We start from the raw sequence: 27000 nt of genomic DNA on the forward strand, positions 1-27000 counted from the left end.
TCAAAAATACTTTTTCTTAAGACAAAAACGTCACTTCGAGTAAATTTGAGAACAAAAAAACCTCATAACAATTGCTATGAGGTTTTACGTATTGCTACAGCATCTCGACTGCGCTCGATGTGACACACTCAATTTGCTAGTATATAATTATATGTTATTGATTTTTCTTAAAAAGGCAAATCGTCATGATCTTCTTCTTTGAAATCGCTTGCAGGCTCAAAAGCATCTGCTGGTGGAACTGGCGGCATTCCTCCTGCTGCTCCAGCATTTTCTTGTTGTGCCATTTCAATTCTCCAACCTTGAATAGAGTTGAAATATTTTGTTTCTCCTTGCGGATTTACCCATTCTCTACCACGCAGATTGATACTGATTTTTACAGCTTGTCCAACATTAAAGTTGTTTAACAAGTCTACTTTGTCTTGTACAAATTCCACCATAATGTGTTGTGGATATTGCTCTTCTGTTGTTACGACAACTTCACGCTTTCTAAACCCATTGTTTCCAAACGTTTGAGTTTCTCCGATCATTTTTACTTTTCCTTGTACTTCCATGTTGTTTATTTTACTAATAATATTTTCCAAGCAGTCTTGACATCTCCTTTTGCAAGAAATTCTTGTGCTAGTTTATGATTTGTTTCTGGTAGTTCTGAAATTGTAATTTCAGTTGTATTTTTAAATTCTTGAATTTCTTCAGATGAAGGCAATTGTTCTACGTTTCCTAAAATTCCAAGATCGTTTCCTGTTAGTATGTTGCTTGTGCGAATGTTTGCTGGAATTTGATCTACACCAATTCCCAAGGTAGCAATTGGTTTCGGAATTTCAAAAAATCCGTCACGCGCTCTGCTGTAAAAACTTCCGCCTGCTCTGGCAACTAAGTCAATTTTATAATGATCAATCGTTCCATTTTCGTTTAAAATGTCTTCATTAATGTGTAATTTGACAACTTCACAAATGATTAAGTTTCCCGCGCCACCTTCATTTCCTAAAGAAACAACTTCGTTCACTTTGCATTCAAATTGCACTGGCGATTCAGCAACTCGAAACGGTTTTACTTTGTCAGAAGCAAGCATTGTTAAGCCCGCTTTTTCAAACTCGTTTACGCCTTCTGCATATTCTGTACTACTGAGCGACATTTGTTGTACAATATCATAATTTACCACATTGATCACGACTTCTTTCGTTGCAATTGCATTTTCAAGTGTGTGTTTTGTGGTATTATTTTTAACTCTTCGCGCAGGCGAAAATATCATGATTGGCGGATTGGCACTAAATACATTAAAAAAGCTAAACGGAGATAGGTTTGAATTTCCTTCTGCATCAATCGTACTTGCAAACGCTATTGGTCTTGGCGCTACTGCACCTAGCAAATACCCGTGTAATTTAGCCGTAGGAATTTCTTTCGGATCTATCGATAACATTATACTATTTTTAGTGCGACAAAATTAGTGTAAAAAAGCGGAGATCACAACTTAAATTTGTGAACGTCGATTATTGTTCATAAGCGTAGTGTTTCATTCCGAATCGCACCTAATTCTACTTTGATAATGAGAAGCTGAATCAAGTTTAGCTGGACGTTTGTAAGTATGTTTTAGACAATCTTATGATCAATTCTTTTTTACATCTTTTCGTTTAAACAATAAAACTGTAACTTTTCGTTTATATTAGTGTTTTCAAAGAATTTTTATGATTTTAAAAAATAAACCAGTCCTAATAAGAAGAATACTAATTTTAGTTTCTTTCATCATAGTAGCAGGTATTTTATGGAATACGTATATCTTCTTTCAAGAATTTAAACAAGAAGAACGTGCTAAAATGGAAATTTTCGCGGAAGCAGTTTCAGAAATAACACAAAATTCTTTAAAAGATGATTTAAGTAATTTATCTCTTAAAATAATAAGTAATAATCTTTCCAATCCTAGAATTTCTGTCACCGTTAATAATGTAATGGAAGCTCAGAATATGGACGAAGAAAAAATTAAAGATTCTCTCTATCTGAAAAGAAAAATTGAACAATTTGCAAAAGAAAATAAACCGATCAATATTTCTTATTATGACGACCAATTGAAACGTAAAGTGGATTTAGGTGTTTTATATTATGGAGATTCAGAAGCTTTAAACAAACTCAAATATTATCCGCTTGCTTTATTATTGATTATTGTGTTGTTTGCCGCTGTTGCGTATTTCTTTTTTAGTGCGTCGAAAGCTTCCGAGCAGAATAAATTGTGGGCAGGAATGGCGAAAGAAACCGCACATCAAATTGGTACGCCGTTGTCTTCTTTAGTCGGTTGGGCAGAGATTTTGAAGACCGAAAATGTAGATCCTCAATATGTGAAAGAGATTGAAAAAGATATTGATCGTTTGCAAACGATTACGGAACGTTTTTCCAAAATTGGTTCTATTCCAAAACTAGAACGATTGGATATTGTACAAGAAACGAAAGACTCGTATGATTATTTGCTAACGCGAACTTCTAAGTTGGTAGACTTTACGTTTGAAGCGCCTGAAACTCCTATTTATAGTGAGATTAATGCACAATTGTATAGTTGGACGATTGAGAATATGGTGAAAAATGCCATTGACGCCATGAAAGGAAAAGGTGCGCTGTTGGTTGAAATTATTCCTTCTGCCACTTTTGTAAAGATTCAAATTACCGATAACGGAAAAGGAATTCCAAAACGAAATTTTAAGAGAGTTTTTCAACCTGGATTTACGAGTAAGAAACGTGGTTGGGGATTGGGCTTATCGCTCGCAAAACGTATTGTTGAGAATTATCATGACGGAAAGATTAAAGTATTGAAATCAGAACTTGGGAAAGGAACGACGATGCAGATTTCGCTGAAAACGGTTGTTTAGACTCGCTACGCTCTTGGAAACGGCTTCGCCTTTAGTATCGCTGCGCTCTTGGTATGCTTGCATTGAGCGGAGCCGAAATGTTGGTACGTAAATTATTCACATTTTAGATAAACTTTTTAACTTTTAACTTTTAACTTTTAACTAAGATTAAGTATTTTAAAACTATCAAATTCTCATGTAACGACAATTTTCAAATTGATTCATCATCAAATCTTCAAATTAAAGCTCTGCTTGAATCTTTTTTACAATTTCTTGAAATTCTTCTGACGATAGTTGCTGTTTGTTTTTGAAATTCATGTTGTCCATTTCGTTCAACGGAATTAAGTGTACATGCGCATGTGGAACTTCTAAACCAATAACCGTTAAACCAACACGTTTGCAAGGAATTGCTTTTTCGATGGCAATGGCAATTTTTCGTGAAAAACGCATTAAACCAATATAAGCTTCTTCCGACAGATCGAAAATTTTATCAACTTCCTGTTTAGGAATGCACAATGTGTGACCAATAGCATTTGGGTTAATGTCTAAAAACGCATAATAATGTTCGTCTTCTGCAATTTTATAAGATGGAATTTCTCCGTTCACTATTTTTGTAAAAATAGAAGCCATGTACAATTAATTTGTGTTGTTGTAAGATAAAAAAGTTCTTTCGTTTTAATGTAAAAAAATCCTTTTTTAACAAGTAAAAAAGGATTTTTCTATGTGTTTAATGTTTTGTTATTTTCGCGTAATTTCCAAAATTTCAAAATTCATCGTTCCATTTGGCACATTTACTTCTGCAATGTCACCGACAGATTTTCCTAATAATCCTCTTCCAATTGGAGACGTTACCGAGATTTTTCCAGAAGCTAAATCTGCTTCACTTTCAGCTACCAATTTATAGGTAACTTCCATTCCATTAGTTGTATTTTTAATACGAACCGTAGATAATACTAATGCTTTAGAAGTATCTAACTGACTTTCATCAATGATTCTTGCTGTTGACACTATTGCCTCCATTTTTGAGATTCTCATCTCTAATAATCCTTGTGCTTCTTTGGCGGCATCGTACTCTGCATTTTCACTTAAATCGCCTTTATCTCTGGCTTCTCCAATAGCTTGAGAAGCTTTGTGCCTTTCAACATTTTTTAAATGCTCTAACTCGGCTTTTAATTTTTTTAATCCTTCTGCTGTATAATAAGATACTTTACTCATAATTTCTTCGTTTTCTATACTATCGATCTATGTCTGCATTGTATAATATAACAAAAATACGCTTATACTATACAACGCAAAAAATCCCATCGAACACGGGATTTGCTTTACAAATATAAGAAAATATTTAAAGTGCATGCAGATGTGACTTTTTAAAAAATGATTTTACGTAAATTGCAGAACTAAATATGAATATTCCTATGAAACGTTTTTTGATTTTATGTTGTGTTGTTATATGTATGTTTTCATGTAATTCTGATGATGGGGGAAATAATAACAATCCATTTATTCCGAATGCTTTAGTGCAGTTTCAGATTAATTTAAACTTGCCATTGTATGATAATTTAAGTTTTGCTGGCGGTTCTCATTATGTTCCAAATGGCGGCGGCGTGCGTGGGTTTTTTGTGTTTAATTTGTCAGGAGATCAGTTTTTAGCGTGGGAAGCAAGTTGCCCAAATCATATTCCTAGTAATTGTTCTACAATGACAATTAATGGCGTTTTGGCAACGTGTGCATGTGAAGATTACGAATATAGTTTGGCAAATGGTCAATTGTTGAATCCTGTGGAAGGTAGCGACAGTTTTCCAATGGTTAATTATCGAATTACGAAATCTGGAGATGTATTGACGATTTCGAATAATTGATTTTATAGTTATGAGATTTTAGTAGTGAGTATTGAGATACTAAACTTATAAACTTTTTTTAAACTTATAAACTTTAAAAAGCGACTCTTTCAAGTCGCTTTGTTATTTAAAATTTCAATGTCATTCCAACTAAGAAGTTTCTCGTTGCTTGCGGATAGAATCCTGCGCCTTCAACCGTAGTTGTTGTTCCTGGCACGGAGAAATCATCATCATACGTAAAGAAATATCCGTTCGATACATATTCTACACCAAAAATATTATTGATTAATCCTGAAAAGGTAATTGATTCAAAAATAGTATTTAGCTTGATTTGGTATGTGAGATTCAAATCATTGATAAAATAACTATCTAGTTTTGAAACGTCTGAATCAATATTTCCCATGTATTGTTCGCCAACATATTTAGATAATAACGATACTTGAAAATTATTCGTTGGCGCATATGTAAAGATGTTTCCAGCTACAAAGTCGGGCGAAAACGAAATGTTTGTGTTTCCTAAGTTTGCCAAACTTCCATCTTTAGAAGTCACAAACTTCTTGTTTTTATTGGTGCTAATTGCCACATTTGGCTGCATTGTGAATTTGTCTCCTAATTTGATTGAAGCATCAATTTCCAAACCTAAACGGTAACTTTTTCCACTATTTGTTCGTAATGGCGTTCCTGTGTCATCCAACGCGCCTGTTAAGACTAACTGATCGTTGTATAACATGTAATATACATTTGAGTTTACCGTAAAGTTTTCACCTTTCCAACGCCAACCTAGTTCAAAATCGTCCAATTGCTCAGGTTTTACAGCATTGTTGTTTTCAAAATCGCTTCTGTTTGGCTCTCTGTTTGCTCTCGCATACGAAAAGTATAAACTGTTGTTTGGATTGATTCGATAATTAATTCCTGCTTTTGGATTGAAAAATGTATAGTTTTCATCAATATTAAAAGGCACTAAATCTGACGAAATTCCAGAAGTTTTGTAACTCACGTTTCGAAGTTGCAAATCTCCAAATAAACTTATTTTTTCGTTTACACGAATTGTAGCTTTCGTAAAGAAACTTAAATCATTTTTCTTTCCATTTCCTTCGTAATACCGATCTCTGATTTCGCTATCGCTGGCAAAACGCGCCCAAATTACTTCTCCAAAATGATCTCCATCATATACGCCTAAAAACACGCCGAAATCCATATCCAAATTATTCTTTTTGTAGTTTGCATTTAGATTGATTACATAAAAATCATTGTCTAACCAACGTCTGCGAATTAAATCTGTTTCGTTAATTGTAGTCCCGTTGATTACAATTTCTTCAAAACCATATTCGTCAAACGGCTCATCTTCTTTGTATTGCTCAAAATATCCGCGACCTTGTGTATAATTTAGTCCAAGATTCGTTGTCCAATTTTCTGAAACTTTTTGATTCCAATGAAATTGATAATGATCTTGTCGGTAATTATCGACTTCGTTGTCATAAAAACGATCGTTTCCGTTTTCGTCGATAAACTGTCCTGAAGGATTGAAAGTTCTATCATTTTCCAACGTTGTTTTATCAATTCCGTTCCAAGCTTGATATGTAATTTCGTGTCCACCAAAAGCCAACGCTTTTATCAAAGTAGTTTCATCAACATATGAACCTTGTAAAAAATACGCGCTCAAATCAGAAGTCGCACGATCAATATAACCATCTGACTTGATTTTTGATAAACGCCCAGCCAATTCAAAATGATTATCTAGTTTTCCTGTGCTAAATTTTACGGTGTGTTTACGCGTGTTGAAGCTTCCAAATGTATTTGAAATTTCTCCGTTGGCTTTTTCAGAAGTTGCATCGGTTAGTAAACTTAGACTTGCACCAAAAGCTCCAGAACCATTTGTGGAAGTTCCGACGCCACGTTGCAATTGAATACTTTCCGTAGACGAAGCCAAATCGGGCATGTTTACCCAAAATGTTCCTTGACTTTCTGCATCGTTAAACGGAATTCCGTTAATCGTTACATTTACGCGAGTTGCATCGCTTCCACGTACACGAATTCCTGTGTATCCAACACCTGCACCAGCATCTGTAGTTGTGACAACTGAAGGCATAAAATTCATTAAAATAGGAATGTCTTGCCCAAGATTTCGCTTGGTAATTTCCTCTTTTTCTAGGTTGGAATACGTAATTGGCGAATCGGCATTGACACGAACTGCCGAAATTAATACGGCGTCTAAAGCTTCCATTTTCGCGCCAAGCGTACTATTCAAAACAGTATCTTTTGTAATGATTACTGTTTTTTCAATGGATTGTGAAAACATACTTACTACAATAGTGTATGTTCCTTTGGAAAGTTTTAAAGTATACTTTCCGTCAAAATCAGAAATCGTTCCATTCGTGGTACCTTTTGCCAAAATAGTTGCGCCTGACAATGGCTCTCCAGCTTCATCTGAAATTGTTCCTGATAGTGTGAAATTCTGCGCCTGCATGCTGACTGACAGCACGAGAAGGCTTAAAAAAGCGAATAAATTCTTCATATTCGTAATACGTTTTGTTACGAATAAAAGGGGTAATTATTCTAGATTAAAATTTAAATATATGATTTTAACAGACTATGACTGTCGGCATATCGAATCTTTCAAATAAAAAGATTTGATCCATCCCTTGGCAGCATTACCTGCCCAGGTTCATTGGGTATAATCTCAGCTTTTTGAACATGATTCAAATCGCACCCCTTTGAGATGGTGCAAAAGTAATTCAGTTTTTTTGATTTTTTATCTTTTTTTGAAAATTTAAAGTAGGTCTTGATACAAATTTGTTTCACAAATTCACTCGATCTGATGATTTGATGATTCTAGTTTTAATCTGCAAAGCGTATTTGTGAATTACCAAACGTACTAGATTCCTGCCTACGCAGGAATGAAAATTACTTTACCTGATGTGTTGGTTTTAATAAGTCGTTGATAGTTTTTACAGGATTGAAAGTTACTAATGGAACCTCAACAAAGACTGTGTTCCAAAACGCCATTCCGCCATTCCATAAACCCGGTAATTCTAATGCTTTTATTTTTTTGCCACTTTTCGATTTTGAAGCAATGAAATACGATTTACGATCTACAAATTGCGTGAGATCGTATTTGTTGCCTTGATAGTCTTTTACGCCGCAAACAATATCTACGGGATTGAAGTGTGTTGATAGTTTTTGAATGCCTTGATGATACTCATTTTTTCTATCTATTTGTGCAGATTCAACAATTTGCAGTGAGATAGAACCATTTTCATGTTTTACCCAAAATGGTCCGCCGCCTGGCTCGCCTTCGTTTTTTACCATTCCGCAGATGCGAATTGGTCTGTTGAGCTTTTCTATGAGATATTCTATTTGATATTTTTGCGAGTATTTTTCAAATTCTTCACTGAGTTGAATGTTGAGTTCTGTGTACAAGAAGTTTAAAACAATTATTAATTCATCATTTGAAACGCCATTGTGAAGCATTTTCATGAATTTGAATGCTTTTTGTTGTAAATCAATCAGTTTTCCTGCGAGAATTTTTTTGTAGCGCGAAATTTCTTCCGCATAGGTATTTACAACAACATTGTCTATGTTTTTTATGAAGATTAAATCTGCGTCAATTGCATTTAGATTTTCTATTAAAGCACCATGTCCACCTGGTCTAAATTCTAAGTTTTTTTCAGCATCAAGAATTGGTCTGTTTTTTAAATCGACAGCAATTGTATCTGTTTTTTCCGATTGATAAGAGTATGAAATTTCAAATGTACAATCCGTTTTTTGTGCTATGTGTGGTAAGATTTCTTGCTCTGTTGCTTTGAATTTGTCGTAATGTTGTTTTGAAATGGTAAAGTGTAATATTGCTTTTCCACCTTGACATGCATAGCTTGCCGCTTCAAATAGATGTTCTTGAAAAGGAGTTGCGATGTGGCTTTTGTATTTGTGAAAAGATAGTAATCCTTTTGGGTAGTTTCCGTAGTTTAGTCCTTCTTCTGCAAGTAAAGCATGTACAAAATCACGATTGAACTCATCAGGCTTTCTGATTTTATCAATTTCTGTTTTGTCCATTATTTTCAATACATCATCGTAAAAAGGAAATTTTTCTAATCCGATAAAGAATAAACGAATTTCAGGTTCTTTTTCTTTATTGATATATGAGTTGATCGATTCTTTTTTCGGATCATACGTTTCTAAAAACTTGTATAGAAAATTAAACATTCGTGTTGCTGCGCCCGAAGCTGGCGTAAATTTTACAATTTTGAACATTCCATGTTGTTCCCGATATAATTGTATGTACGTTTCTTCCGTTTCCGAAGTTAGTTTCAAAATTCCGTGATCTACACGTGCATGTGCTGTGATATCTGTGAATGGAATTTTTTTCCTGAACTTATCTAGTTGTTCTTCTATTTGAAGCAACGTGAGTTCTTTTGCTTCTATTTGCTCGGTATGTTTTTTTGAAAAATTCAATACGCTTTTAGTCGTTTGTCAAGCTCTGCAATTGCTTTTTGAAATCGTGCTTCGATACTTCCTTTGAGCAATATGTGAGGTTGGTTATAGGTTTTTAGGGTTTGCTGAAATTCTAAAAATGCTTCTTCTCGTTTGTGAGGCAAATCGCGAATTCCATCTGCTTCCCAAGGTGTATCAATATAGGTTAAAAAATAGAAAGCTGCCGTATTTTTTTCTGCATATTTTTTTAGCGTTTCACTTTTGAATTCAGGATAGTATAAACGTGCATACGTAATCGTTGATAGAATGTCCGTATCGCAAATTAAGAGTCGGTTTTCCGAAGCTTTGCATTCTAAACGCAATTGTCCTTTCGCAATCGGCACTACATCTTCTGAGGTTAGTTTTTCGCCTTTTTGTTGTTTCGCTTCCGCGTAGATTCGAGCATATTCTGGCACAAAAGCAGCATTGTAATGTGCTGCCAATTGTTTGGCTAGCGTTGTTTTCCCTGTTGATTCAGGTCCAAATACGACTATTTTTAAGCTGCTTCTATGTTGTTGTTTAATGTTTTTCTCCATGCGATGTATCCAAAGATGGCTAAAATTAAGAAAATTGTGAATTGTATCGCCGTAAATCCGAGTCCTTTAACAAAGTACAACGGAATTGATATGATGTTTCCGAAAATCCAAAATAGCCAATTTTCTATTTTTTTCTTTGCCATCAGCCACATTCCTGCAAAGAAAATTCCCGTAGTAAACATATCTAAATATGGCGTAATGGTTCTGATTTCTGCAATAGAACCTACATTTGCCTTTATTAAATCAAACGTTTCGTTGAATCCTAATGTGTCATCAATTATTTCGTATTGAATGTATACAACGTACGTAAAAATTGCCGTAAATAGGAAGATGAAAATCGTTTTTAGTTTGTCTAAAAAACTCGTTCTTGATATTTCTAGCTTTGTACTTTCGCGAACACGCGTCCACAAATACCAACCATATAAACTCATAATGGAGTAATACACATTAATAATCATATCGCCATATAATATGAATTTGTAACAGAGATAGATGTAAATTAGCGTACTAATGATTCCTGTTGGATATACCCAAATTTTCTCTTTTTTAGCAAACCAAACACTCGCAATTCCAAATAATGCTGCGGTAATTTCTAAAAAGATGTCTAACCTAATAGCATCTTTGTATGGTTCTAAGAAAAATTCAAAAAGTTGGTTCATGGTTTGGTTGTCGGTTTTGGGTTTTAGGTCGCTTTGCTCCTTTATTGTTAATTTGGTTTTTTGTTATTCGTGTTTTGTTCTTTATGTTTTGTTTACTGTTGATTCGTTTATTTCTGACTTTGTACTTCCCTAAATAGTGTTGACCGTTTTTTAGGTTAATATTTCATTGTTAAAAATAGTAATAACTTTTCTTTGTTGGCTAGCCAACAAAGAAAAGTTTGTTCTAAATTGAGTAGGTATTCTTCTCTCAATATTATTGTGCAATCTTTTTTCATTGTAATTATTGACTGCTTTTTTAATCATTCTTTTTAGTTGAGTAAAGCTTTTAGGCTTCCAGTAATTAAGATACTCTTCTTTGATGGTTCTATTTATACGCTCTGCATATGCATTATCTTGTGCGCTTGTCGCCATGCTTATCATTGTATTGTTTTGATTTAATATCTTAATGTATCCCTTGTATGTATACTGACTACCTCTATCAGAATGATGAAACTTCGGTGGCGGATGTACTCTTAAAGCCATTTGTAATGCCTTTACATTAGCGGTAGCTCTCATATGATCTGTAACACTATAACCAACGATTTCTTTGGTATAAACATCTATAATAAAAACAGCGTAGTAATGTTTTCCATCTACTTTAATATAGGTAATATCACTCTGCCAAATAATATTGGGCGCATTAACCTGCATGCCTTTGATAAGATTTGGATAGTAGATTTTACCTGCAATAGTGGTTCGTTTGTAATTCTTCTTTCGCTTTAAACGATACCCTAACTGCATCATTGTTTCTACAAAACGATCTCTACCAATAAAATCTGGTGCTAAACTATAATACATTTTCTCAACCCCACAACCCGGATGTTCCTCTCGTAGCTCATCTGCTTCCATAACTAGCTGTACTAACTTAGTATCAAAAATTTCTTGACGCTTTTGATACTGAAATACCGCTTGTTTACTGATGCCGATGGTTTTATATAACTCATTTAAACTATAAAACATGGCTACTTGTTTTTTGGTGAACTTTTGGATGGTGAGGTGTTGAAGTTTTTTTTGATATCAATATTAAGTTCTTCTTTAGCGACTTCCATCATCGTCTCTAAATAATCTACCATAATCTGTTTACGACCTAAAGCGGCTTCTAACTCTTTGATCTTTGATTCTAAAGACTTTACTTTTCTAGTACTACTTGATTTGTGTTCCACTACGCGATATCCTTTTTGGTTAAAGTTAGAAAATTTATAAACCCATCTGTAAATAGCTGAATTGGAAATCCCATGAAGTTTTTCTAATTCAGGAACGCTATGTTTACCTGACTCAAATTCTAAAACTAGTTGTTTCTTAAATTCAATACTGTACTTACGATGTTTACGGACACTTCTTAAATTTGCTTTCATTGTTAATCACTCTTTGTTAAAAGTGGTCAACTTATATCAGGGACGTACAACGTACACTTTTCACTTTTCACTTTCAACTTTTCACTTCTTTCTTTGTTCTTTGTTATTCGTTCTTTTGTTCATTTGTTAATTCGTTCTTTGGATTCGTAAACTAATAAACTTTTCAACTTATAAACACTTTAACTTTAAACTTATTTTTTTATTTAAAATTCAACATTTATAATTTAAAATTTTTATCTCTTCAACTCTTCTAAGAAACCTTCATTTTCTTCAAAAGCAGTTCCGATAACGACTAAATCTGCGCCAGCATTGAAAGCTGCATTTAGTTGGGTTTTTGATTTGATTCCGCCGCCGACAATTAACGGAATTTGTAATTGACTTGATACTTTTTTTATTATTTCTGGCTTGACCATTTTTTTAGCGCCGCTTCCAGCTTCTAGATAGATGAGTTTTTTTCCTGAGAATTGTCCCGCCAAAGCGGTATGCAAAATTTCAGTTTCCGCTTCTTGCGATATTGGTTGCGTTTTGCTCACACGTTGTACAGCCGTTTCCACGCCGCCATCTATTAGAATGTATCCTGTTGGAATGATTTCTAAGGTGGAATTGATAAGTTTTGCAACCGATTGCACTTGTTGCTCTATTAAGTATGTTGGATTTCGTCCAGAAAGTAATGATAAGAATAGAATTCCGTCTGCTGCTTCCGTGATTTGCTCGTGACTTCCAGGAAAAATTAATACAGGTAATTTTGTATGTTGTTTGATCGTTTTTACAACAGTTTCTAGCTGATTTCCTTCATCTGTACTTCCGCCAACAAATACATGCGTAATGATAGATTCGTGTATTTTTTTGAAAAATGCTGGAATGTGTGCGATTTTTATTTTTTCAGGATCAATCAAAACTGCCAATAGTTTTCTATTCTCTTTTTTTGCTTGAATGATTGCTGCGTACATCGTTTTTGATTGATTCATCTTAGCGATTTTCTTCTAAAGCATATACACATGTAAATCCTTCAAACTCTAAAAAATCTAATGAATAGGTTGCTATGTCTTTATCGTAATATACCGTTCCAATAGTTTTGGTTTCTTCCATCGAGAAATCGTCAATATCAATGTGTTTTAGAAAGTTTAATCCTTCTTGCGCGTATACTTTGTAAATGGATTCTTTTCCGCCCCAAACTATCGTTATTTTACGAATTAACGCTTCATGATTGGCAAAGGTATTGTATTCTTCCAACGGCGTAAATCTGTTTGCAATGCGTAAAATTTTATCGCGTTGTTTTTCTATGTCAATTCCCACAGGAATGGAATCACTGACAATGATTCCTGAAAAGTTAAACGAATGTGTGATAGAAATGTGTTTTCCGTCTCTTAGGAATGGTTTTCCTTTTTCGTTATAATATAGATCAAAATCTGTATAACCGAACTCAGCCAACAAATGGCGGATACTTAGAAAGCCACGCTGATGAATTTCAGAGCGCATTCCGTCAAGTCGCTTTTGGCAATGATTTGTTAATTTTATCGTACGATTTAATTCTTCAAAAGACTCTTCTATCTTCCAAATCAGCACTTTAGTATGTTTATCAACTGTTATAGTTTTGTAAAGAGCCATTTTATTAAAAAGTTATTTAGTACCTTTGCACTCGCTAACTTTTAGCGTGTAAAACCGCGTTGTAAAGTTATAGAGCGAATTTAAAAATATTTTGGGTCACAACCCATAATTATTCAAATTATAAAAAAAAGAAAAGTATGAGTACAAAATCAGTTCCTTACGTAGCCTACAAAGTTAAAGATATTTCTTTAGCAGCATGGGGAAGAAAAGAGATCGAATTGGCCGAAGCTGAGATGCCAGGATTAATGAGTCTTCGTGAAGAGTATAAAGACGAACAACCATTAAAAGGAGCAAGAATTGCAGGATGTTTACATATGACGATTCAGACTGCTGTTTTGATTGAAACATTAAAAGCGCTTGGAGCAGAAGTTACTTGGAGTTCTTGTAATATTTTCTCAACTCAAGATCAGGCTGCTGCTGCGATTGCTGAAGCTGGATTTCCAGTGTACGCATGGAAAGGAATGAACGAAGAAGAATTTGAATGGTGTATAGAGCAAACATTATTTTTTGGAGAAGATAGAAAGCCATTGAACATGATTTTAGATGATGGTGGCGATTTAACAAATATGGTTTTAGATAATTATCCTGAGTTGGTTGATGGAATCAATGGATTGTCTGAAGAAACTACAACTGGAGTACATAGATTGTACGAAAGAGTAAAGAATGGTACGTTACCAATGCCAGCAATAAACATTAACGATTCTGTTACGAAGTCTAAGTTTGATAATAAATACGGATGTAGAGAAAGTGCTGTTGATGCAGTAAGAAGAGCTACAGATATTATGCTTGCTGGAAAGCGTGTTGTTGTTTGTGGATACGGAGATGTTGGAAAAGGAACTGCTGCTTCTTTTAAAGGTGCAGGAAGTATTGTAACAGTTACTGAGATTGACCCAATTTGTGCTTTACAAGCTGCAATGGACGGTTTTGAAGTAAAGAAATTTAAGAATGTTGTTGCAAATGCAGATATCGTAATTACTACAACTGGAAATAAAGATATCGTTGTTGCTGAGCATTTTGAAGCAATGAAAGATAAAACGATTGTGTGTAATATTGGACACTTTGATAACGAAATTGATGTTACTTGGTTAAACGAGAAGCATGGTGCATCTAAAGTTGAGATTAAGCCACAGGTTGATAAGTATACAATAAACGGAAAAGATATTATCTTATTAGCTGAAGGACGTTTGGTAAACTTAGGTTGCGCAACTGGTCATCCAAGTTTTGTAATGAGTAATTCATTTACAAACCAAACGTTGGCACAAATTGAGCTTTGGAAAAACATTGATCAGTACGAGAATGACGTATATATGTTACCAAAACATTTAGATGAGAAAGTAGCACGTTTACACTTAGCTAAGATTGGTGTTGAATTGGAAGAACTTTCTACAGATCAAGCTGAATATATCGGCGTTACTGTTGAAGGACCATTCAAACCAGAATACTACAGATACTAAGAAATTAAATTTTCTATATATGAAATCCCGAGCAGCAATGTTCGGGATTTTTTTGTTTATGATTTGAGTATTCATACACTATACTTTAACGTGAGTTCGACATGAGTTTACTCAAATAAAATTTTGGACATATTTTTAAAATAAGTACTAAGTATTTGATTTTCATTTTGTTATTTTCGTTTTCTTTGCTCGCACAAAGAATACTGAATCAAGTTCAGCACAGGCGTCAACAAAAGAAAGTGCGCTTTTAGTTCGTATGATTTCTATTTTATATTTTAGAACTCATGAATTTTTCTAAATTTTCTCCAAGGATTCGAAAATTCTTAACGAAAAATCCCTGCTATACTGCGGAAAAGACAAAAAAAAACACTCTGAAATTTTATATCGAACTCACGTTACTTTATACATGTAGAATTCGTTATGTAGTAATTTGCTTTCTTTTTTTGTTATATTAGGGAAATACCAAATAAACTTCAAAATGATTGATATAACAAAAACAACTAATAGCATCCTGTTTATTTATATGTTTGTCTAATTTCCTTCTTTATGAATCCTCGTACTCGTATTATACTCATTAGTTTTTTTATTTATTGTGGAATTGTTTTTTCTCAGGAGAAAGATTCGTTGTTGCTATCTTCTTATCAAAGTTTAAAAGAAAAATATAGCCAATTTCAATATGCAGCTCCAAAAACTGCAAAGGTATATTCGGATGCGTTGGTTGCGAAAGCTATTCAAGAAAACAATACAAAAGAGAAGTTTAGTGCTTATATAAAACAGGCATATATTGAAGGTTATTTTGGTAATTTATCTGAAGCCATTTCACTTTTAGACGAAAGTATTACATATGCTATTGCTGAAAAGAACGAAAAGTTACTTCTGAGTGCTATTAGCAGAAAAGGAACTGTTTATTATGATTTTGGAAAGTACGACAACGCTATTATATATTATTTAAAAATAGATTCGTTAGCGCGTATTAGAAAAAATATAGATTATCAGGTATACTCTAATCAAAATATTGGATCTGTTAAAACTGTTTTGGGAGATCATGAAGAAGCTGCAAAATTATTTTCAGAGAATGAAGCGATATTGCTTCCATTAATTGATCAAAAAAAATATGCTTTTAAATATTTGAATACGCTTATCGGACTTTGTTCAGCATATACTTATTTTGATATGGATGCTGCTGAAAAATACGCTACAAAAATAAAAGAGATTGGTGAAGCTAACAATGACCAAGATGCGTTGAGTTATTATTATGTGCTTAAAGGAATTATATTATATCAACAAAAAGAATATGTGGAAGCATTAGAGGTATTGCAAAAAGCTGAAAATTTTATTATTTCCTTGGGTAAAAAGAGCAGCCTATTCACGGTATATCGATTTCAAGGAAAAACATATTTTGACACAAAAAAATATCAAAAAGCTATTGCTATTTTTGAAAAAATAAAAATCTTACAGCACGAAATTAAACTCGATCTTTTTGAATATCAAGAAGTCATTAATAAACTAGCATTAAGTTATAGTGAAATAGGAAATGAGAAAAAGGCTATTGAAAACTTTACGCTTTCCATACAATTAAACAATACAAATGATACATTAAAACGCACGATTACTACTAAAATTAAAGACTTATACGATACTAAAACAATTCAAGAAAAAATTGAAGCACTCAAAAAGAAAGCCAATAAAAAAGAACAGCAACGCAAAGTATTAGTATATGTAAGTATTGGTTTGTTTCTCATCATTATTATTTTAGGTATTCTTTACAGAAGATATAAAATAAGGAACAAGCAAAAGTTTGATATTATTCTTAATAAGCTCCAACAAGTAGAAACTGAAAAAAATATAAAACCAATTGTAAAAGTAACCGAAGAAAGGCAAATTCCAGATGCTGAAATCACGAAAATTCTAACTGCTTTACAAAAATTTGAAAATAAAAAATTATTCTTAAACAAAACTACAAGCTTAGCTTCCGTAGCAAAAAAATTAAATACTAATACTTCGTATCTATCCAAAATTATAAACACGCACAAAGGACAAACATTTATAAATTACATTACACAACTCCGCATTGAGTATGCATTACACCAATTAAAAAATGATAAAGTATTACGCTCATACAGTATCAAAGCAATCGCTGAAGAAGTAGGTTTTAAAAGCGAAGGCGCATTCTCTAGAGCATTTAAAAAGCAAACTGGAATTTATCCTTCCTTTTTTATCAAAAATTTAACCGCTGGTTTATAAACTGAATGTGCTTTTTTTAGTGTCAATACATTGTGTTTTCTATCTTCAACCTATTATTAATTTTAAAATTGAATTGTATGAAAAACAAAAAATCATTTTCCTTAAGCTTAAAAAAAGTACGTGTTGCCAATTTGAATCTGTTAAAAGCAGGTGCAACAGCATTTACACATAAAGATTGTATGACAGATCCTAAAGTCTGCCCAACTACCTTAACGCCTAGGACAGATAGTTTAGACGACACAGGTGATTAAGCAAGTAGTATAAAGTAAATAGTAAGCCTCTAATTCATAAACTGAAGGCACACACAATTGTTTTAGGGGAAAATCCATTCTAATTTCATGCCAATATTAATTCAAAAATATATATCATGAAATACACAAAATGGATTTTCCCCTTATTTTTTATTGCCCTTTTTATGACTTCTTGTTCGCATGAAGAAAACGAAGGCTTAGATGAATCCAATTCAATCACCGAACAGCTTTTAAAAAATTACCCAAAAGAAATTACAATTGATAATTGGGAACTATTTGTTGAAGCGCCCAAGGAAGTTATTGATCATTTCGTTGCGCAAGAAGCAAAAGAAATGGCACGTAATGAAATTGTAGAAAAAAGGTCTTTGAATACAAGTATAATACCCGGATTGGAGTTTGGACAAATACAAGTTCAAACAAAAGGCGTAGATCCAAATACTGCTTGGTTGGGAAATACTTTTGTTACCATTACTAGATTTGGAGAATCTTTACCAGCTGCGACTGGGACTTCTGTAAATTACAATATTCTAAATAATAATAATTACGTAATTGGTGATGAAGAAGGTACTATGTGCTTTTATTACGAAAGTGTAACTGATGGCGAATTCACAAATACTCATTGGAGAAATGGAATAAGCACGCTTGATATTGTATTTATTTCAAGACACCTTATTGGTCTTGAATGTTTTACAGAAATATGGCAATACTTAGCTGCAGATGTCAATGGAGATGGCACTATTTCTACTTTAGACATGATTGAACTTCAAAATTTAATCTTATACATAACGAACGAACTTCCTTTAATAGCAAACAATACATATAACCAACCTGTGATTTACTTCCCACAAAACGATTATAAAGGAATGCAAGAAATTCGTGATATGGACGGTTGCAATGGTTTTCAAGAATCTACTTTATTTGGCTTTTACAGTGGTATTACTTGTCAAAGTAATGCAAATGGTGAAATAGACCGATTTGCCATTAAAAGAGGTGACGTAAGCGGAAATTGGGTATTCAATTAATATTCAGTCAAGTACTAAAACCATTTCTATTAAAAATAATAACTCATCAAAAAATATACTAATGAAAAAATCAAATGTAAAATTAAGTTTAAACAAAAAACGTATTTCAACTTTGAAAACAACAGAAATTCATGGAGGACTTTCAGGAGTAACATGCTATTTCACAAATCAACATTATAAGACATGTAACGAATGTCGTGATAGCGTACCATCTTTCATAATAAGCTGTCAACTAACAGGATTTGGATGTTAATTTAAAAAACTCAGGTTATTAACTATTTTTAAACCCTTTATCGAGAGCTAAAGGGTTTTCTTTTTTTCAGTATATTTAGATCAATTATTATTCGGTATAATGAAACTCCTAACATCTATTTTTATTTTCTTCTGTGTAAGCGCGATGTATTCTCAAAAGTACGATTCACTCACTCAAAAATCTTATGAATCATTAAAAGATCAATACAAAAATTTAGAATATACAAATCCTAAATCTGCCAAAATTTATGCGGAAGCGTTACTCTTAAAAGCCAAAAAAGAAAGTAATACACTTGAAGAACATGTAGCTTTTTTGTTGAAAGCTTCTTCTGAAAATTACTTTGGAAATATGAATGCTTCCTTAAAATATATTGATTCTAGTATTTCATATGCTACTGCGCAAAAAAATGATTCGTTACTCATTAAAGCATTGAGTCAAAAAGGAAAAACCTATTTTACGTATGGAAAGTATTCTGATGCAATTACATATTATCTTCAATTAGATTCTCTGGCAAAAGTCAAAAAAAATATTCGCTATCAAATTTATTCCAATCATAGCATTGCTTCTATTAAAAACCTTATGGGAAATCATAAAGAAGCAACCGAATTATATCTGAAAAATAAAGACATCATTACTCCTTTAATTCACGAAAAAAAATACCACACTGTGTATCTAAACACCTTGATTGGATTGTGTTCTGCATATACATATTATGACTTAGATACTGCTTCCGACTATTTACCAAAACTTAAAAAATTTAGCATTGAAGCCAATGATACCGATGCTTTGAGTTATTATTTTACATTGAAAGGAATTGTTGATTATAAAAGAAAAAAGTATGATGATGCGTTAGCTGTTTTAAATCAGGCAGACAGTCTTATTACTTTATTGGGAACAAAAAGAAATTTATTTCCTGTGTATCGCTTTCGCGGGAAAGTATATTATGAGAAGAAAATGTACGCTGAAGCAATTGTTGCTTTTGAAGCTATAAAATCATTAAAAAAAGAAATTAAGTTTGACCATTTTGAGTTCAAGGAAATTCTCTCGTTGTTAGCTATTAGTTACGAACAGCTTGAAAATAATGAAAAAGCTTTGGAAAATTATCGTTTAGCGTACAACTTATCATATATAGATACGCTTCAGGAAACGATTAGATATACAATTTTAAAAAAGTATGATAAAAAAACACTTGAAGATAAAATTTCATCATTAACTTCCAAATCCGAGCAAAAAGAAAAGCAAAACTCTTCATTATTATTTTTATGTATTAGTTTATTCATTGCACTTGCCATCATACTTTTACTATATAAAAAGCAACAGCGACATAATAAAAGAACATTTGATCAATTAGTAAAACAACTTGCGGCAAATCAAACCGATGCTACAACGACAGCACTAACAACTAAATTTCAGATTTCAGATGAAAAAATTTCTAAAATTCTTATGAGTCTTGAAAAATTTGAAAAGGCTAATTTATTCTTGAACCAAAGTACAAGTTTAGCTTCCGTAGCAAAAAAACTGAACACAAATACTTCGTATGTATCAGAAATAATTAATACACACAAAGGAGTTACATTCAAAAATTATATCACACAATTAAGAATCAATTACGTATTAAATACATTAAAAAATGATAAAGTTTTACGTTCCTATAGCGTGAAAGCAATTGCAAAAGAAGTAGGTTTTAAAAGTGAAGGTGCATTTTCCAGAGCTTTTAAAAAACAAACAGGCATATATCCTTCGTTTTTCATCAAAAACTTAGCCGCTATTTCATAAAATGAATGCATCTATTTTTCATTTAAACCTACGTATTATCTATTTTAGAGAAAAAATTATCAAAAATATTTTTATTATGAAAAAACAAAAATTAAATTCAATTCCCTTAAAAATTAACAAAACGAATATCGCCAACTTACATTATGTAAAAGGAGGAGCCGAAGATTTGAGTGCTGAATCAAATTGTTGTTCAAAGCCTAATATCTGTCATACAATAACGACGAGACCTGACAGCTTACAAATGTAGATAAGTGACAAATGAATTTACTTGAATAAATTGAACCTCTATTTTATAAAACGAATCCTGCTTTAATTGTGTACGCTTAAAATTGATTCTAATTTCACTTCATTAATTAATTTAAAAACTATTCAATTATGAAAAAAAAGAATCTTAAGTCGTTAAAAATTAGTAAAGTTTTAATTTCTAATTTTACTGAAAACACAAGTACAATTAAAGGTGGCGCTAGTGGAGTTAAACATACTTGCGGAAATGGTCACACTTGTGGTCCTGGTGGCTGTGAACCTCCACTAAGTGCCGTAAATGATTGTGACGACATATAAGGTTTTAGTATTAAAACTTTAGCGTAAAGCAAACTTAAGTTCAGTCATGTTAAAAGATATTATCTTCTACTCATGGCTGAACTTTTTTATTCTTTAAATTTTCTGTGGAATTTTTAGAAGTATGGTGAAGCTACAGAAAGCTAATATCCTGTAACCAACAAACGCCTTGCGCCACGCATGCCACATTTTTGATACTTGTGATACGCTTTTGCAGCGCGTTCTCTGATTTCTGCATCCGATTCGTTCAAAATCCAACCATCTAGTGCCCATTTTAAAGTATACGCTTCTGGTGCCATCAAACCAGTTGTCCAAACCAACGGATTTGCACCAGTTTTCTTTAAATACGGTTTAAAATAATCCTTACTAATACACGCCAATATAATTGCGTCACGTTTCTTAGTGTTTGCTGGTTTTAGTTTGACATTTAAGTTAAATTCCATCAAACCATCATGACCAACATACGCTAGTAAATCTGCATCACCGCCAAAACTAAGTTTCTGATCGCTCACAGTAATTTCTTCTGAATTTGCGCCACTACTCGCTTTTAAGAAGTCAATCGTGGTTTGTTTGATAAATTTTCCATCATACGCATCTGCCAATAAATATGTATTCGTTTTTTTATGTTTGAATAAAACACGCTCCAATATTTTCGAATTGCTTGATGGAATCGTTTTAATAAATGTCCAATCTTTACTTCGTTTAAAATGTGTTTTCACGCCATACAATGCGCCCCAATATAAATTTGTTCGCGGACTTTGTCCATTTCCCAATGATTTTGGCACAGGCACAATTCCTTGATTCACATTATCGCACAACGCTACGAATACGTGAATTTTTTTTTGACTGAAGCCAGAAAAAGTTATACAGAATAGAATAATTGTTAGGAGTTGTTTCATAATGAATCTATTAAACTAAAACGGAAAGAATATACAATTCGTATTTAGCCGTTGAATTTACGGAAAACCGTAAGTTTTATCTTTATTTGGTTAGTAGTAAATTATTTGTTTATATTTGAACAAAGGATAACTAATTATTATATTGTTTTGAGCATTGATCCAAATCGAATTTCAGATTTCTACAATAATATTACTGAAATATGGTCAAAAGAAGACCAATGGCATTACAAAACCTACCTTGAAATTAAGGACTTTATAAATAACAATAAATGTTTCAATAATGATAGTAAAATATTAAACGCTGGATCTGGAGGAACTAACTACGACATAGATGATACTATTATGACTCATTTAGATATTGCTTCTGAGTTGATTAATAATAAAAAAAATAAGATAGTTGGTTCTATAGAATCAATTCCTACAGAAGACAATAGTTTTACAAATATTATATGTGTTGGAAGTGTAATTAATTATTGCGACCCTGTTAAAGTGCTAAAAGAGTTTAGTAGAGTGTTATCTGATAAAGGTAATATGATATTAGAATATGAAAGTAGCAAAACACTAGAATTAATTTTCAAAAAAGATTTAAATAAGAAAGTTGTTTTGAGAGAAACGTTTTATGATGGGCAAAAAATAATCTTATGGTATTTTTCAGAAGCGTATATTAGTAAATTACTAGAAATCAATGGTTTTGAGATTTTAACAATTAAACGATTTCATATTATATCAGCTTTAGTATATAGAATAACAAAAAGCATCAATTTCTCTTCAAAATTTCTTAGGTTAGATTCTTTTTTTAGAAATATTCCCATAATAAATAAATATTCCTCAAATACTATTTTAGACGTTAGGTTAAGAAAAAACTAATCAATATTAAATAACTTACTTAAGAGTTTGGCTATTTTATTATTCTTATTTTCAGAAAAAATAGCCACAATAGTAACGATTAAAATTAAAGGAAATAAAATTATATAATACTGTGCATCAGTTTCTATTTTGAATTTATCTTTAGCAATAATGTGTAGGACTGCAAAAAATAATACTAAAATGATAAATATAATTATCATTGCTAACCACTGTAGAATAGATTTTATATTATGATTTCGGTTAATATTAGGTTTGAAATTTAAAACTTCACTATAACCATTAATGTCAACTTGTTTTTTACTTTTTAAATCTAATTTTGTCTTTTCAAAAATATCGTTTATACCAAGTGTATAGTCAGATAAATCCTTATCTATTAAAAAACGACTATACCATCTTAAATAATGTTTGAAGTATATCACTTCAATAATTTTCAAGTAAGCTTCCTTTGAAATTGATTTCATTGAGGAACCTGTATGAACCATTAAAACAGATTTAAAGCTTTGATTTGATATTTTCGACGCTAAACTTGGATGATAATATTTAGCTTTTATAACTTTAAATCCACTCAATTTTAGTAACCTAACTATATTTCTAGATTTATTAGAAAGCTGCGTTTCATTAAAAAAACTTCCCACTTCAGCAAAGATATAATCATATGTAATTACATATCTGCTAAGAAAATACCTTATTTGTTCTAAAAATTCATAAAACGTATTATTTCTTCTGTAAAGAGGATCTAAAACAATATAATCTACAAAAATAATTTTTTCATCTACGAAATGTGTCAATTGAGAATATCCTATTATTTTATTATTTAAATAAAAGTTTAAAACGTAAAATGAATCATCAAAATTTTTAGAATAATTATCTAGCCAGTACAATATTTGATTGCTGTCAGTCCTTAATTGAGGTTCTATATTATCTGAATAAATAATTAGTGATTCTATAATAGAATCGTCTGAAGATTTTTTTATTCGCTTTAATTGATATGACGATTTCAAAACAATATAATAATTAGTTATCCTCCATTCAGACAACCAATCACCTCAAAAACTCACCAAATTTCTTGGATTCTTAATAGTCAACAATGCTGTTTTCTTCTTCTCATTCACATGTGCATACATTTGCGTTACATTAATAGAACTATGTCCCAAAAAATGCTGAATATATCTAATATCAACATCTTCTTCGAGTAGCAAAGTCGCAAACGAATGACGGAATACATGTGGCGTAATATTTCTGTGAATCTTAGCTTTTAGCGCATATTTCTTTACCAACATACGAACCGATTGTGTAGATAACGTATTCCCAAATCGATTGATAAAAAAAGAAGAAGTCAAATCAATTGGTTTCTGAAAAAAGGCATAATTTTCTTTCAGAGCGGACTTTGTTGCGTCATTCGTAATCGGAATATTTCGCTCCTTATTTCCTTTTCCTAAAATCCGAATGGTTTCAAAATTTGCGCCAATATTTTCTTTCTGTAAACTACACAATTCGGAAACTCTAATTCCGGTAGCCAATAACAATTCTAATACGGCAATATCTCTGATAACTTCTTTATATTGATATGATTTTTTTTGTAGAATGTTTTCTTTTTCTAAATACGCATTCTCTAAAATAGCGTTGATTTCCGCAATCGATAAAATTTTTGGCAACAACTTATCTAGCTTTATCTTAATGCGAACTTTATGAAACGGATTTGCATCAATTGACTCTTCAAACTCTAAAAAAGAGAAAAATGTTTTCAATGTTGCCACTTTCCGTTTCATCGTACGCGACGCAAATTTAGACAACACACTCAAATACAATTTCAAATCTTCTTTTGTAATCTTTGTAATATCATCCGTATTCAAAAACTCATCAAACTGACGTAAATCGGCTTCATACGCTTTCAATGTTTTAGGGCTTAATTTTTTTTCTATTTCACAATGAAACAGGAAAAAGGAAATCTCTTTTTTCATGAACAATTAGGTTTTAGGGGAATTATGTTGACTCTAAAAGCTAAAGATGATATAATTTCGCAAACCATCACGAACTTTCATCCTGTTAAGATTTTCAATAACAGATTTATTTAATTCAAAAAACAGTATCTTGTTATTCTAATTTTTCACATCATGAAATGAGCATATCTAAAAATTTCAACACCAACTGAAATGATTTGTATGCGAATTCCATCTGACCTAATTAATAAAATAAAAAAAACAGATGAAACGTATCTCAATAGCCATTACGTGTAGCATATTACTCTTTGCTTCCTGTAAAGACGCTACACCCGAAAAAAAATCAGAAACATCTATGACCGACAATCCATTATTGACCGAATGGAACACACCTTTTGGAGTACCACCATTTGATAAAATAAAAAGCAACGATTACTTGCCTGCTTTCAAAGTTGCACTTGAAGAAAATCAAAAAGAAATCAAGGAAATTATTAAAAATACGGAAGCGGCAACATTTCAAAATACGATTGAAGCGTTGGAATTTAGCGGAAAAAATCTGAAAAGATTGCAACGTGTTTTTTATGCCGTAAACGGTGCAAATACAGATGACACCTTAAAAGCTTCCGCTAAAGAAATTACGCCTGCGCTTGCTACGCATAGTGACTTTATCAACTTAAACGCAAAATTATATGAACGTATAAAAGCTGTGTACGATCAAAAAGACGAACTCAAGCTGTCTGAAGAAGAAATGCGTTTACTAGAAGAAACTCACAAGCGTTTTGTGCGTTCTGGAATCAATTTAAAAGGTGAAAAACAAGATCGCTTGCGCGAAATCAACACACGATTGGCAAAATTAGGTGGCGATTTTGGTGAAAACTTATTGGATGAAACCAACGCTTTTGAATATCACACGAAAGACAAAAAAGACTTAGGAAACTTACCAGAAAGTTTAGTTTCTTTGGCTGCAGAAGAAGCAAAAAATAGAGGTCACGAAAGTGGCTGGTCGTTTACATTGCAACGTCCAAGTATCAATCCGTTCCTACAATCGTCTCCAAACAGAGAAGCGCGTAAAATATTATTTGACGGGTATGCAATGCGCGCCAACAATGACAATGAAAGCGACAACAAAGCTATTTTAAGTGAAATGGCTGCATTGCGTTTAGAAAAGGCAAATCTCTTAGGATATGATTCGTTTGCAAGTTACATTCTTTCAGATAATATGGCAGAAACACCAGAAGCTGTAATCGGTTTTATGAATAAATTATGGCCTTCTGCATTGGCGATGGCAAAAACAGAACGCGAAGCGTTGGCTAAAAAGATGAAAAGCGAAGGTGTTTCTGGAACATTTGCAGGAAGCGATTGGAGACATTATGTTGAAAAAGTTCGGAAAGAAAGGTACAACTTTGATGAAGATGAAACACGTCCATACTTTGAAGTAAATGCGGTAAGAGATGGCGTTTTTGCGTTGGCGAAAGAATTATTTAGCTTGTCGTTTAAAGAAATGAATAACGTTCCAAAATGGCACAAAGATCAGCAAGTATTTGAAGTTTTAGAAAAAGACGGAACACACTTAGGAATCATTTACATGGATTTCTTTGCGCGCGAAAGCAAACGTGGCGGTGCTTGGATGAATGCTTTGCGTAGCCAAATGAATGTTGACGGAATGGTGACACCAATTGTGACAAATAATTTTAATTATCCTGCTCCTTCCGGAGATTCGCCATCGTTATTATCATTTACGGAAGCAGAAACCTTATTCCATGAATTTGGACATGCGCTACACGGATTATTCTCAAATGTAAAATATGAATCATTATCTGGCACAAATGTTCCGAGAGATTTTGTAGAATTTCCATCGCAAGTCATGGAAAACTGGATGAGCGAACCAAGAGTTTTACGCTTATTCGCGAAACACTATAAAACAGGCGAAGTAATTCCTGATAGCATGATTAAAAAGATGAAAGACGCCAATTCATTTAATGGTGGTTTTTCTACGGTAGAATATATGGCAGCAGCATATTTAGATATGGCTTGGCATACGAAAACAGAAAACATTCCAACAGATGCGAATGCTTTTGAAAAAGAAGCAATGGACAAGTTAGGTTTAATTGACGAAATTATTCCACGGTATAGAAATACATACTTTGGACATATCTTTTCAGATGCCACAGGATATTCTTCTGGATATTACAGTTATTTATGGTCAGAAGTATTAGATGCAGATGCTTTTCAGGCATTTAAAGACACAGGAAATATCTTTGATCCAGAAACGGCAAAACGCTACCGTAAAATGTTAAGTATGGGCGGTTCGCAACCAGGAATGGAATTGTACAAAGGATTTCGCGGTTCGGAACCAGAAATTGGGCCTTTATTAAAGAAAAAAGGATTTGTTGAATAACG

At 32.6% G+C, this 27000-nt stretch carries 25 protein-coding genes; 10 read left to right on the forward strand and 15 right to left on the reverse strand.

Annotated elements, in window-relative coordinates; all coding sequences use genetic code 11:
- Positions 1-167: 167 nt before the first annotated feature.
- Positions 168-551 carry a DUF3127 domain-containing protein gene (locus IMCC3317_RS12335; protein ID WP_160129800.1) on the reverse strand — a complete coding sequence of 128 codons (384 nt, stop codon included), beginning with the start codon at positions 549-551 and terminating at the stop codon, positions 168-170.
- A gap of 5 nt (positions 552-556) precedes the next feature.
- The gene (locus IMCC3317_RS12340) at positions 557-1417 is read right to left on the reverse strand and encodes a flavin reductase family protein (RefSeq protein WP_160129801.1); all 861 of its coding nucleotides are present in this window, start codon (positions 1415-1417) and stop codon (positions 557-559) included.
- Positions 1418-1682: 265 nt separating this feature from the next.
- Between IMCC3317_RS12340 and IMCC3317_RS12345 the strand changes: the two genes are divergently transcribed.
- A complete protein-coding gene (locus IMCC3317_RS12345) occupies positions 1683-2852 on the forward strand; it encodes a sensor histidine kinase (protein ID WP_160129802.1) in 1170 nt (389 codons plus the stop codon).
- 219 nt (positions 2853-3071) lie between these two features.
- Here IMCC3317_RS12345 and IMCC3317_RS12350 read toward each other — a convergent pair whose 3' ends face one another.
- Complete coding sequence (locus IMCC3317_RS12350; RefSeq protein ID WP_160129803.1) at positions 3072-3461, reverse strand: HIT family protein; 390 nt, start codon at positions 3459-3461, stop codon at positions 3072-3074.
- Between the two features lie 108 nt (positions 3462-3569).
- Positions 3570-4046 (reverse strand): transcription elongation factor GreA, encoded by a 477-nt coding sequence (gene greA / locus IMCC3317_RS12355; RefSeq protein WP_160129804.1) that lies wholly within the window; start codon positions 4044-4046, stop codon positions 3570-3572.
- Between the two features lie 200 nt (positions 4047-4246).
- Between greA and IMCC3317_RS12360 the strand changes: the two genes are divergently transcribed.
- A complete protein-coding gene (locus tag IMCC3317_RS12360) occupies positions 4247-4690 on the forward strand; it encodes a Rieske (2Fe-2S) protein (protein ID WP_160129805.1) in 444 nt (147 codons plus the stop codon).
- 106 nt (positions 4691-4796) lie between these two features.
- On the opposite strand, the gene IMCC3317_RS12365 is transcribed toward IMCC3317_RS12360, so the two are convergent.
- The 8 genes from IMCC3317_RS12365 to IMCC3317_RS12400 all read right to left on the reverse strand — a co-directional run bounded on the left by IMCC3317_RS12365 (position 4797) and on the right by IMCC3317_RS12400 (position 13336).
- Positions 4797-7184 carry a TonB-dependent receptor gene (locus IMCC3317_RS12365; RefSeq protein ID WP_160129806.1) on the reverse strand — a complete coding sequence of 796 codons (2388 nt, stop codon included), beginning with the start codon at positions 7182-7184 and terminating at the stop codon, positions 4797-4799.
- A 389-nt stretch (positions 7185-7573) separates the two neighbouring features.
- Positions 7574-9121, reverse strand: a complete 1548-nt coding sequence (locus IMCC3317_RS12370; protein WP_160129807.1) for a DUF4301 family protein — start codon at positions 9119-9121, stop codon at positions 7574-7576.
- On the reverse strand, positions 9118-9675 hold the full coding sequence (locus IMCC3317_RS12375; protein WP_160129808.1) for an AAA family ATPase: 558 nt from the start codon (positions 9673-9675) through the stop codon (positions 9118-9120). Before IMCC3317_RS12375 ends, IMCC3317_RS12370 begins: the two co-directional genes overlap by 4 nt.
- On the reverse strand, positions 9636-10334 hold the full coding sequence (gene pnuC / locus IMCC3317_RS12380) for a nicotinamide riboside transporter PnuC (RefSeq protein WP_160129809.1): 699 nt from the start codon (positions 10332-10334) through the stop codon (positions 9636-9638). Before pnuC ends, IMCC3317_RS12375 begins: the two co-directional genes overlap by 40 nt.
- 150 nt (positions 10335-10484) lie before the next feature.
- Entirely contained in the window at positions 10485-11333 is an 849-nt protein-coding gene (locus IMCC3317_RS12385) for an IS3 family transposase (RefSeq protein WP_160129810.1), read from the reverse strand.
- Between the two features lie 2 nt (positions 11334-11335).
- Positions 11336-11728: a transposase gene (locus IMCC3317_RS12390; protein WP_160129811.1), complete on the reverse strand. Its 393-nt coding sequence runs from the start codon at positions 11726-11728 to the stop codon at positions 11336-11338.
- 233 nt (positions 11729-11961) lie between these two features.
- Complete coding sequence (locus tag IMCC3317_RS12395; protein ID WP_160129812.1) at positions 11962-12696, reverse strand: geranylgeranylglyceryl/heptaprenylglyceryl phosphate synthase; 735 nt, start codon at positions 12694-12696, stop codon at positions 11962-11964.
- 1 nt (position 12697) lies between these two features.
- Positions 12698-13336: a 4'-phosphopantetheinyl transferase family protein gene (locus IMCC3317_RS12400; RefSeq protein WP_160129813.1), complete on the reverse strand. Its 639-nt coding sequence runs from the start codon at positions 13334-13336 to the stop codon at positions 12698-12700.
- Between the two features lie 137 nt (positions 13337-13473).
- Here IMCC3317_RS12400 and ahcY point away from each other — a divergent pair, with 137 nt between their 5' ends.
- The 6 genes from ahcY to IMCC3317_RS12430 all read left to right on the forward strand — a co-directional run bounded on the left by ahcY (position 13474) and on the right by IMCC3317_RS12430 (position 20897).
- The gene (gene ahcY, locus IMCC3317_RS12405; RefSeq protein WP_160129814.1) at positions 13474-14790 is read left to right on the forward strand and encodes an adenosylhomocysteinase; all 1317 of its coding nucleotides are present in this window, start codon (positions 13474-13476) and stop codon (positions 14788-14790) included.
- 546 nt (positions 14791-15336) lie between these two features.
- Positions 15337-17034: a helix-turn-helix domain-containing protein gene (locus tag IMCC3317_RS12410; protein ID WP_160129815.1), complete on the forward strand. Its 1698-nt coding sequence runs from the start codon at positions 15337-15339 to the stop codon at positions 17032-17034.
- A gap of 77 nt (positions 17035-17111) precedes the next feature.
- Positions 17112-17285 carry a hypothetical protein gene (locus tag IMCC3317_RS12415; RefSeq protein ID WP_160129816.1) on the forward strand — a complete coding sequence of 58 codons (174 nt, stop codon included), beginning with the start codon at positions 17112-17114 and terminating at the stop codon, positions 17283-17285.
- Between the two features lie 116 nt (positions 17286-17401).
- Positions 17402-18307, forward strand: a complete 906-nt coding sequence (locus tag IMCC3317_RS12420) for a hypothetical protein (protein ID WP_160129817.1) — start codon at positions 17402-17404, stop codon at positions 18305-18307.
- Positions 18308-18659: 352 nt separating this feature from the next.
- A complete protein-coding gene (locus tag IMCC3317_RS12425; protein ID WP_160129818.1) occupies positions 18660-20336 on the forward strand; it encodes a helix-turn-helix domain-containing protein in 1677 nt (558 codons plus the stop codon).
- 375 nt (positions 20337-20711) lie between these two features.
- Entirely contained in the window at positions 20712-20897 is a 186-nt protein-coding gene (locus IMCC3317_RS12430) for a hypothetical protein (protein WP_160129819.1), read from the forward strand.
- A gap of 140 nt (positions 20898-21037) precedes the next feature.
- On the opposite strand, the gene IMCC3317_RS12435 is transcribed toward IMCC3317_RS12430, so the two are convergent.
- On the reverse strand, positions 21038-21793 hold the full coding sequence (locus IMCC3317_RS12435; protein ID WP_160129820.1) for a hypothetical protein: 756 nt from the start codon (positions 21791-21793) through the stop codon (positions 21038-21040).
- Between the two features lie 147 nt (positions 21794-21940).
- Between IMCC3317_RS12435 and IMCC3317_RS12440 the strand changes: the two genes are divergently transcribed.
- Entirely contained in the window at positions 21941-22660 is a 720-nt protein-coding gene (locus tag IMCC3317_RS12440; protein WP_160129821.1) for a methyltransferase domain-containing protein, read from the forward strand.
- Here IMCC3317_RS12440 and IMCC3317_RS12445 read toward each other — a convergent pair.
- Both IMCC3317_RS12445 and IMCC3317_RS12450 read right to left on the reverse strand, forming a co-directional pair.
- Positions 22657-23661 (reverse strand): hypothetical protein, encoded by a 1005-nt coding sequence (locus IMCC3317_RS12445; protein ID WP_160129822.1) that lies wholly within the window; start codon positions 23659-23661, stop codon positions 22657-22659. The two genes, IMCC3317_RS12440 and IMCC3317_RS12445, sit on opposite strands and share 4 nt — an antisense overlap.
- A 45-nt stretch (positions 23662-23706) precedes the next feature.
- Positions 23707-24621, reverse strand: a complete 915-nt coding sequence (locus IMCC3317_RS12450; RefSeq protein ID WP_160129823.1) for a tyrosine-type recombinase/integrase — start codon at positions 24619-24621, stop codon at positions 23707-23709.
- A gap of 244 nt (positions 24622-24865) precedes the next feature.
- Between IMCC3317_RS12450 and IMCC3317_RS12455 the strand changes: the two genes are divergently transcribed.
- On the forward strand, positions 24866-26998 hold the full coding sequence (locus IMCC3317_RS12455; protein WP_160129824.1) for a M3 family metallopeptidase: 2133 nt from the start codon (positions 24866-24868) through the stop codon (positions 26996-26998).
- Positions 26999-27000: the final 2 nt, after the last annotated feature.

The sequence above is a fragment of the Kordia antarctica genome, assembly GCF_009901525.1.
Lineage (GTDB): Bacteria > Bacteroidota > Bacteroidia > Flavobacteriales > Flavobacteriaceae > Kordia > Kordia antarctica.

What these genes read in the sequence shown, in the direction of transcription:
- IMCC3317_RS12430 (WP_160129819.1), top strand. Translation starts at nt 20,712, where the DNA reads ATGAAAAAAAAGAATCTTAAGTCGTTAAAAATTAGTAAAGTTTTAATT.
- IMCC3317_RS12435 (WP_160129820.1), bottom strand. Translation starts at nt 21,793, where the DNA reads ATGAAACAACTCCTAACAATTATTCTATTCTGTATAACTTTTTCTGGC.
- IMCC3317_RS12375 (WP_160129808.1), bottom strand. Translation starts at nt 9,675, where the DNA reads ATGGAGAAAAACATTAAACAACAACATAGAAGCAGCTTAAAAATAGTC.
- IMCC3317_RS12345 (WP_160129802.1), top strand. Translation starts at nt 1,683, where the DNA reads ATGATTTTAAAAAATAAACCAGTCCTAATAAGAAGAATACTAATTTTA.
- IMCC3317_RS12385 (WP_160129810.1), bottom strand. Translation starts at nt 11,333, where the DNA reads ATGTTTTATAGTTTAAATGAGTTATATAAAACCATCGGCATCAGTAAA.
- ahcY (WP_160129814.1), top strand. Translation starts at nt 13,474, where the DNA reads ATGAGTACAAAATCAGTTCCTTACGTAGCCTACAAAGTTAAAGATATT.
- IMCC3317_RS12410 (WP_160129815.1), top strand. Translation starts at nt 15,337, where the DNA reads ATGAATCCTCGTACTCGTATTATACTCATTAGTTTTTTTATTTATTGT.
- IMCC3317_RS12365 (WP_160129806.1), bottom strand. Translation starts at nt 7,184, where the DNA reads ATGAAGAATTTATTCGCTTTTTTAAGCCTTCTCGTGCTGTCAGTCAGC.
- IMCC3317_RS12415 (WP_160129816.1), top strand. Translation starts at nt 17,112, where the DNA reads ATGAAAAACAAAAAATCATTTTCCTTAAGCTTAAAAAAAGTACGTGTT.
- IMCC3317_RS12450 (WP_160129823.1), bottom strand. Translation starts at nt 24,621, where the DNA reads ATGAAAAAAGAGATTTCCTTTTTCCTGTTTCATTGTGAAATAGAAAAA.
- IMCC3317_RS12395 (WP_160129812.1), bottom strand. Translation starts at nt 12,696, where the DNA reads ATGAATCAATCAAAAACGATGTACGCAGCAATCATTCAAGCAAAAAAA.
- IMCC3317_RS12335 (WP_160129800.1), bottom strand. Translation starts at nt 551, where the DNA reads ATGGAAGTACAAGGAAAAGTAAAAATGATCGGAGAAACTCAAACGTTT.
- pnuC (WP_160129809.1), bottom strand. Translation starts at nt 10,334, where the DNA reads ATGAACCAACTTTTTGAATTTTTCTTAGAACCATACAAAGATGCTATT.
- IMCC3317_RS12425 (WP_160129818.1), top strand. Translation starts at nt 18,660, where the DNA reads ATGAAACTCCTAACATCTATTTTTATTTTCTTCTGTGTAAGCGCGATG.
- IMCC3317_RS12340 (WP_160129801.1), bottom strand. Translation starts at nt 1,417, where the DNA reads ATGTTATCGATAGATCCGAAAGAAATTCCTACGGCTAAATTACACGGG.
- greA (WP_160129804.1), bottom strand. Translation starts at nt 4,046, where the DNA reads ATGAGTAAAGTATCTTATTATACAGCAGAAGGATTAAAAAAATTAAAA.
- IMCC3317_RS12360 (WP_160129805.1), top strand. Translation starts at nt 4,247, where the DNA reads ATGAAACGTTTTTTGATTTTATGTTGTGTTGTTATATGTATGTTTTCA.
- IMCC3317_RS12390 (WP_160129811.1), bottom strand. Translation starts at nt 11,728, where the DNA reads ATGAAAGCAAATTTAAGAAGTGTCCGTAAACATCGTAAGTACAGTATT.
- IMCC3317_RS12420 (WP_160129817.1), top strand. Translation starts at nt 17,402, where the DNA reads ATGAAATACACAAAATGGATTTTCCCCTTATTTTTTATTGCCCTTTTT.
- IMCC3317_RS12400 (WP_160129813.1), bottom strand. Translation starts at nt 13,336, where the DNA reads ATGGCTCTTTACAAAACTATAACAGTTGATAAACATACTAAAGTGCTG.
- IMCC3317_RS12455 (WP_160129824.1), top strand. Translation starts at nt 24,866, where the DNA reads ATGAAACGTATCTCAATAGCCATTACGTGTAGCATATTACTCTTTGCT.
- IMCC3317_RS12350 (WP_160129803.1), bottom strand. Translation starts at nt 3,461, where the DNA reads ATGGCTTCTATTTTTACAAAAATAGTGAACGGAGAAATTCCATCTTAT.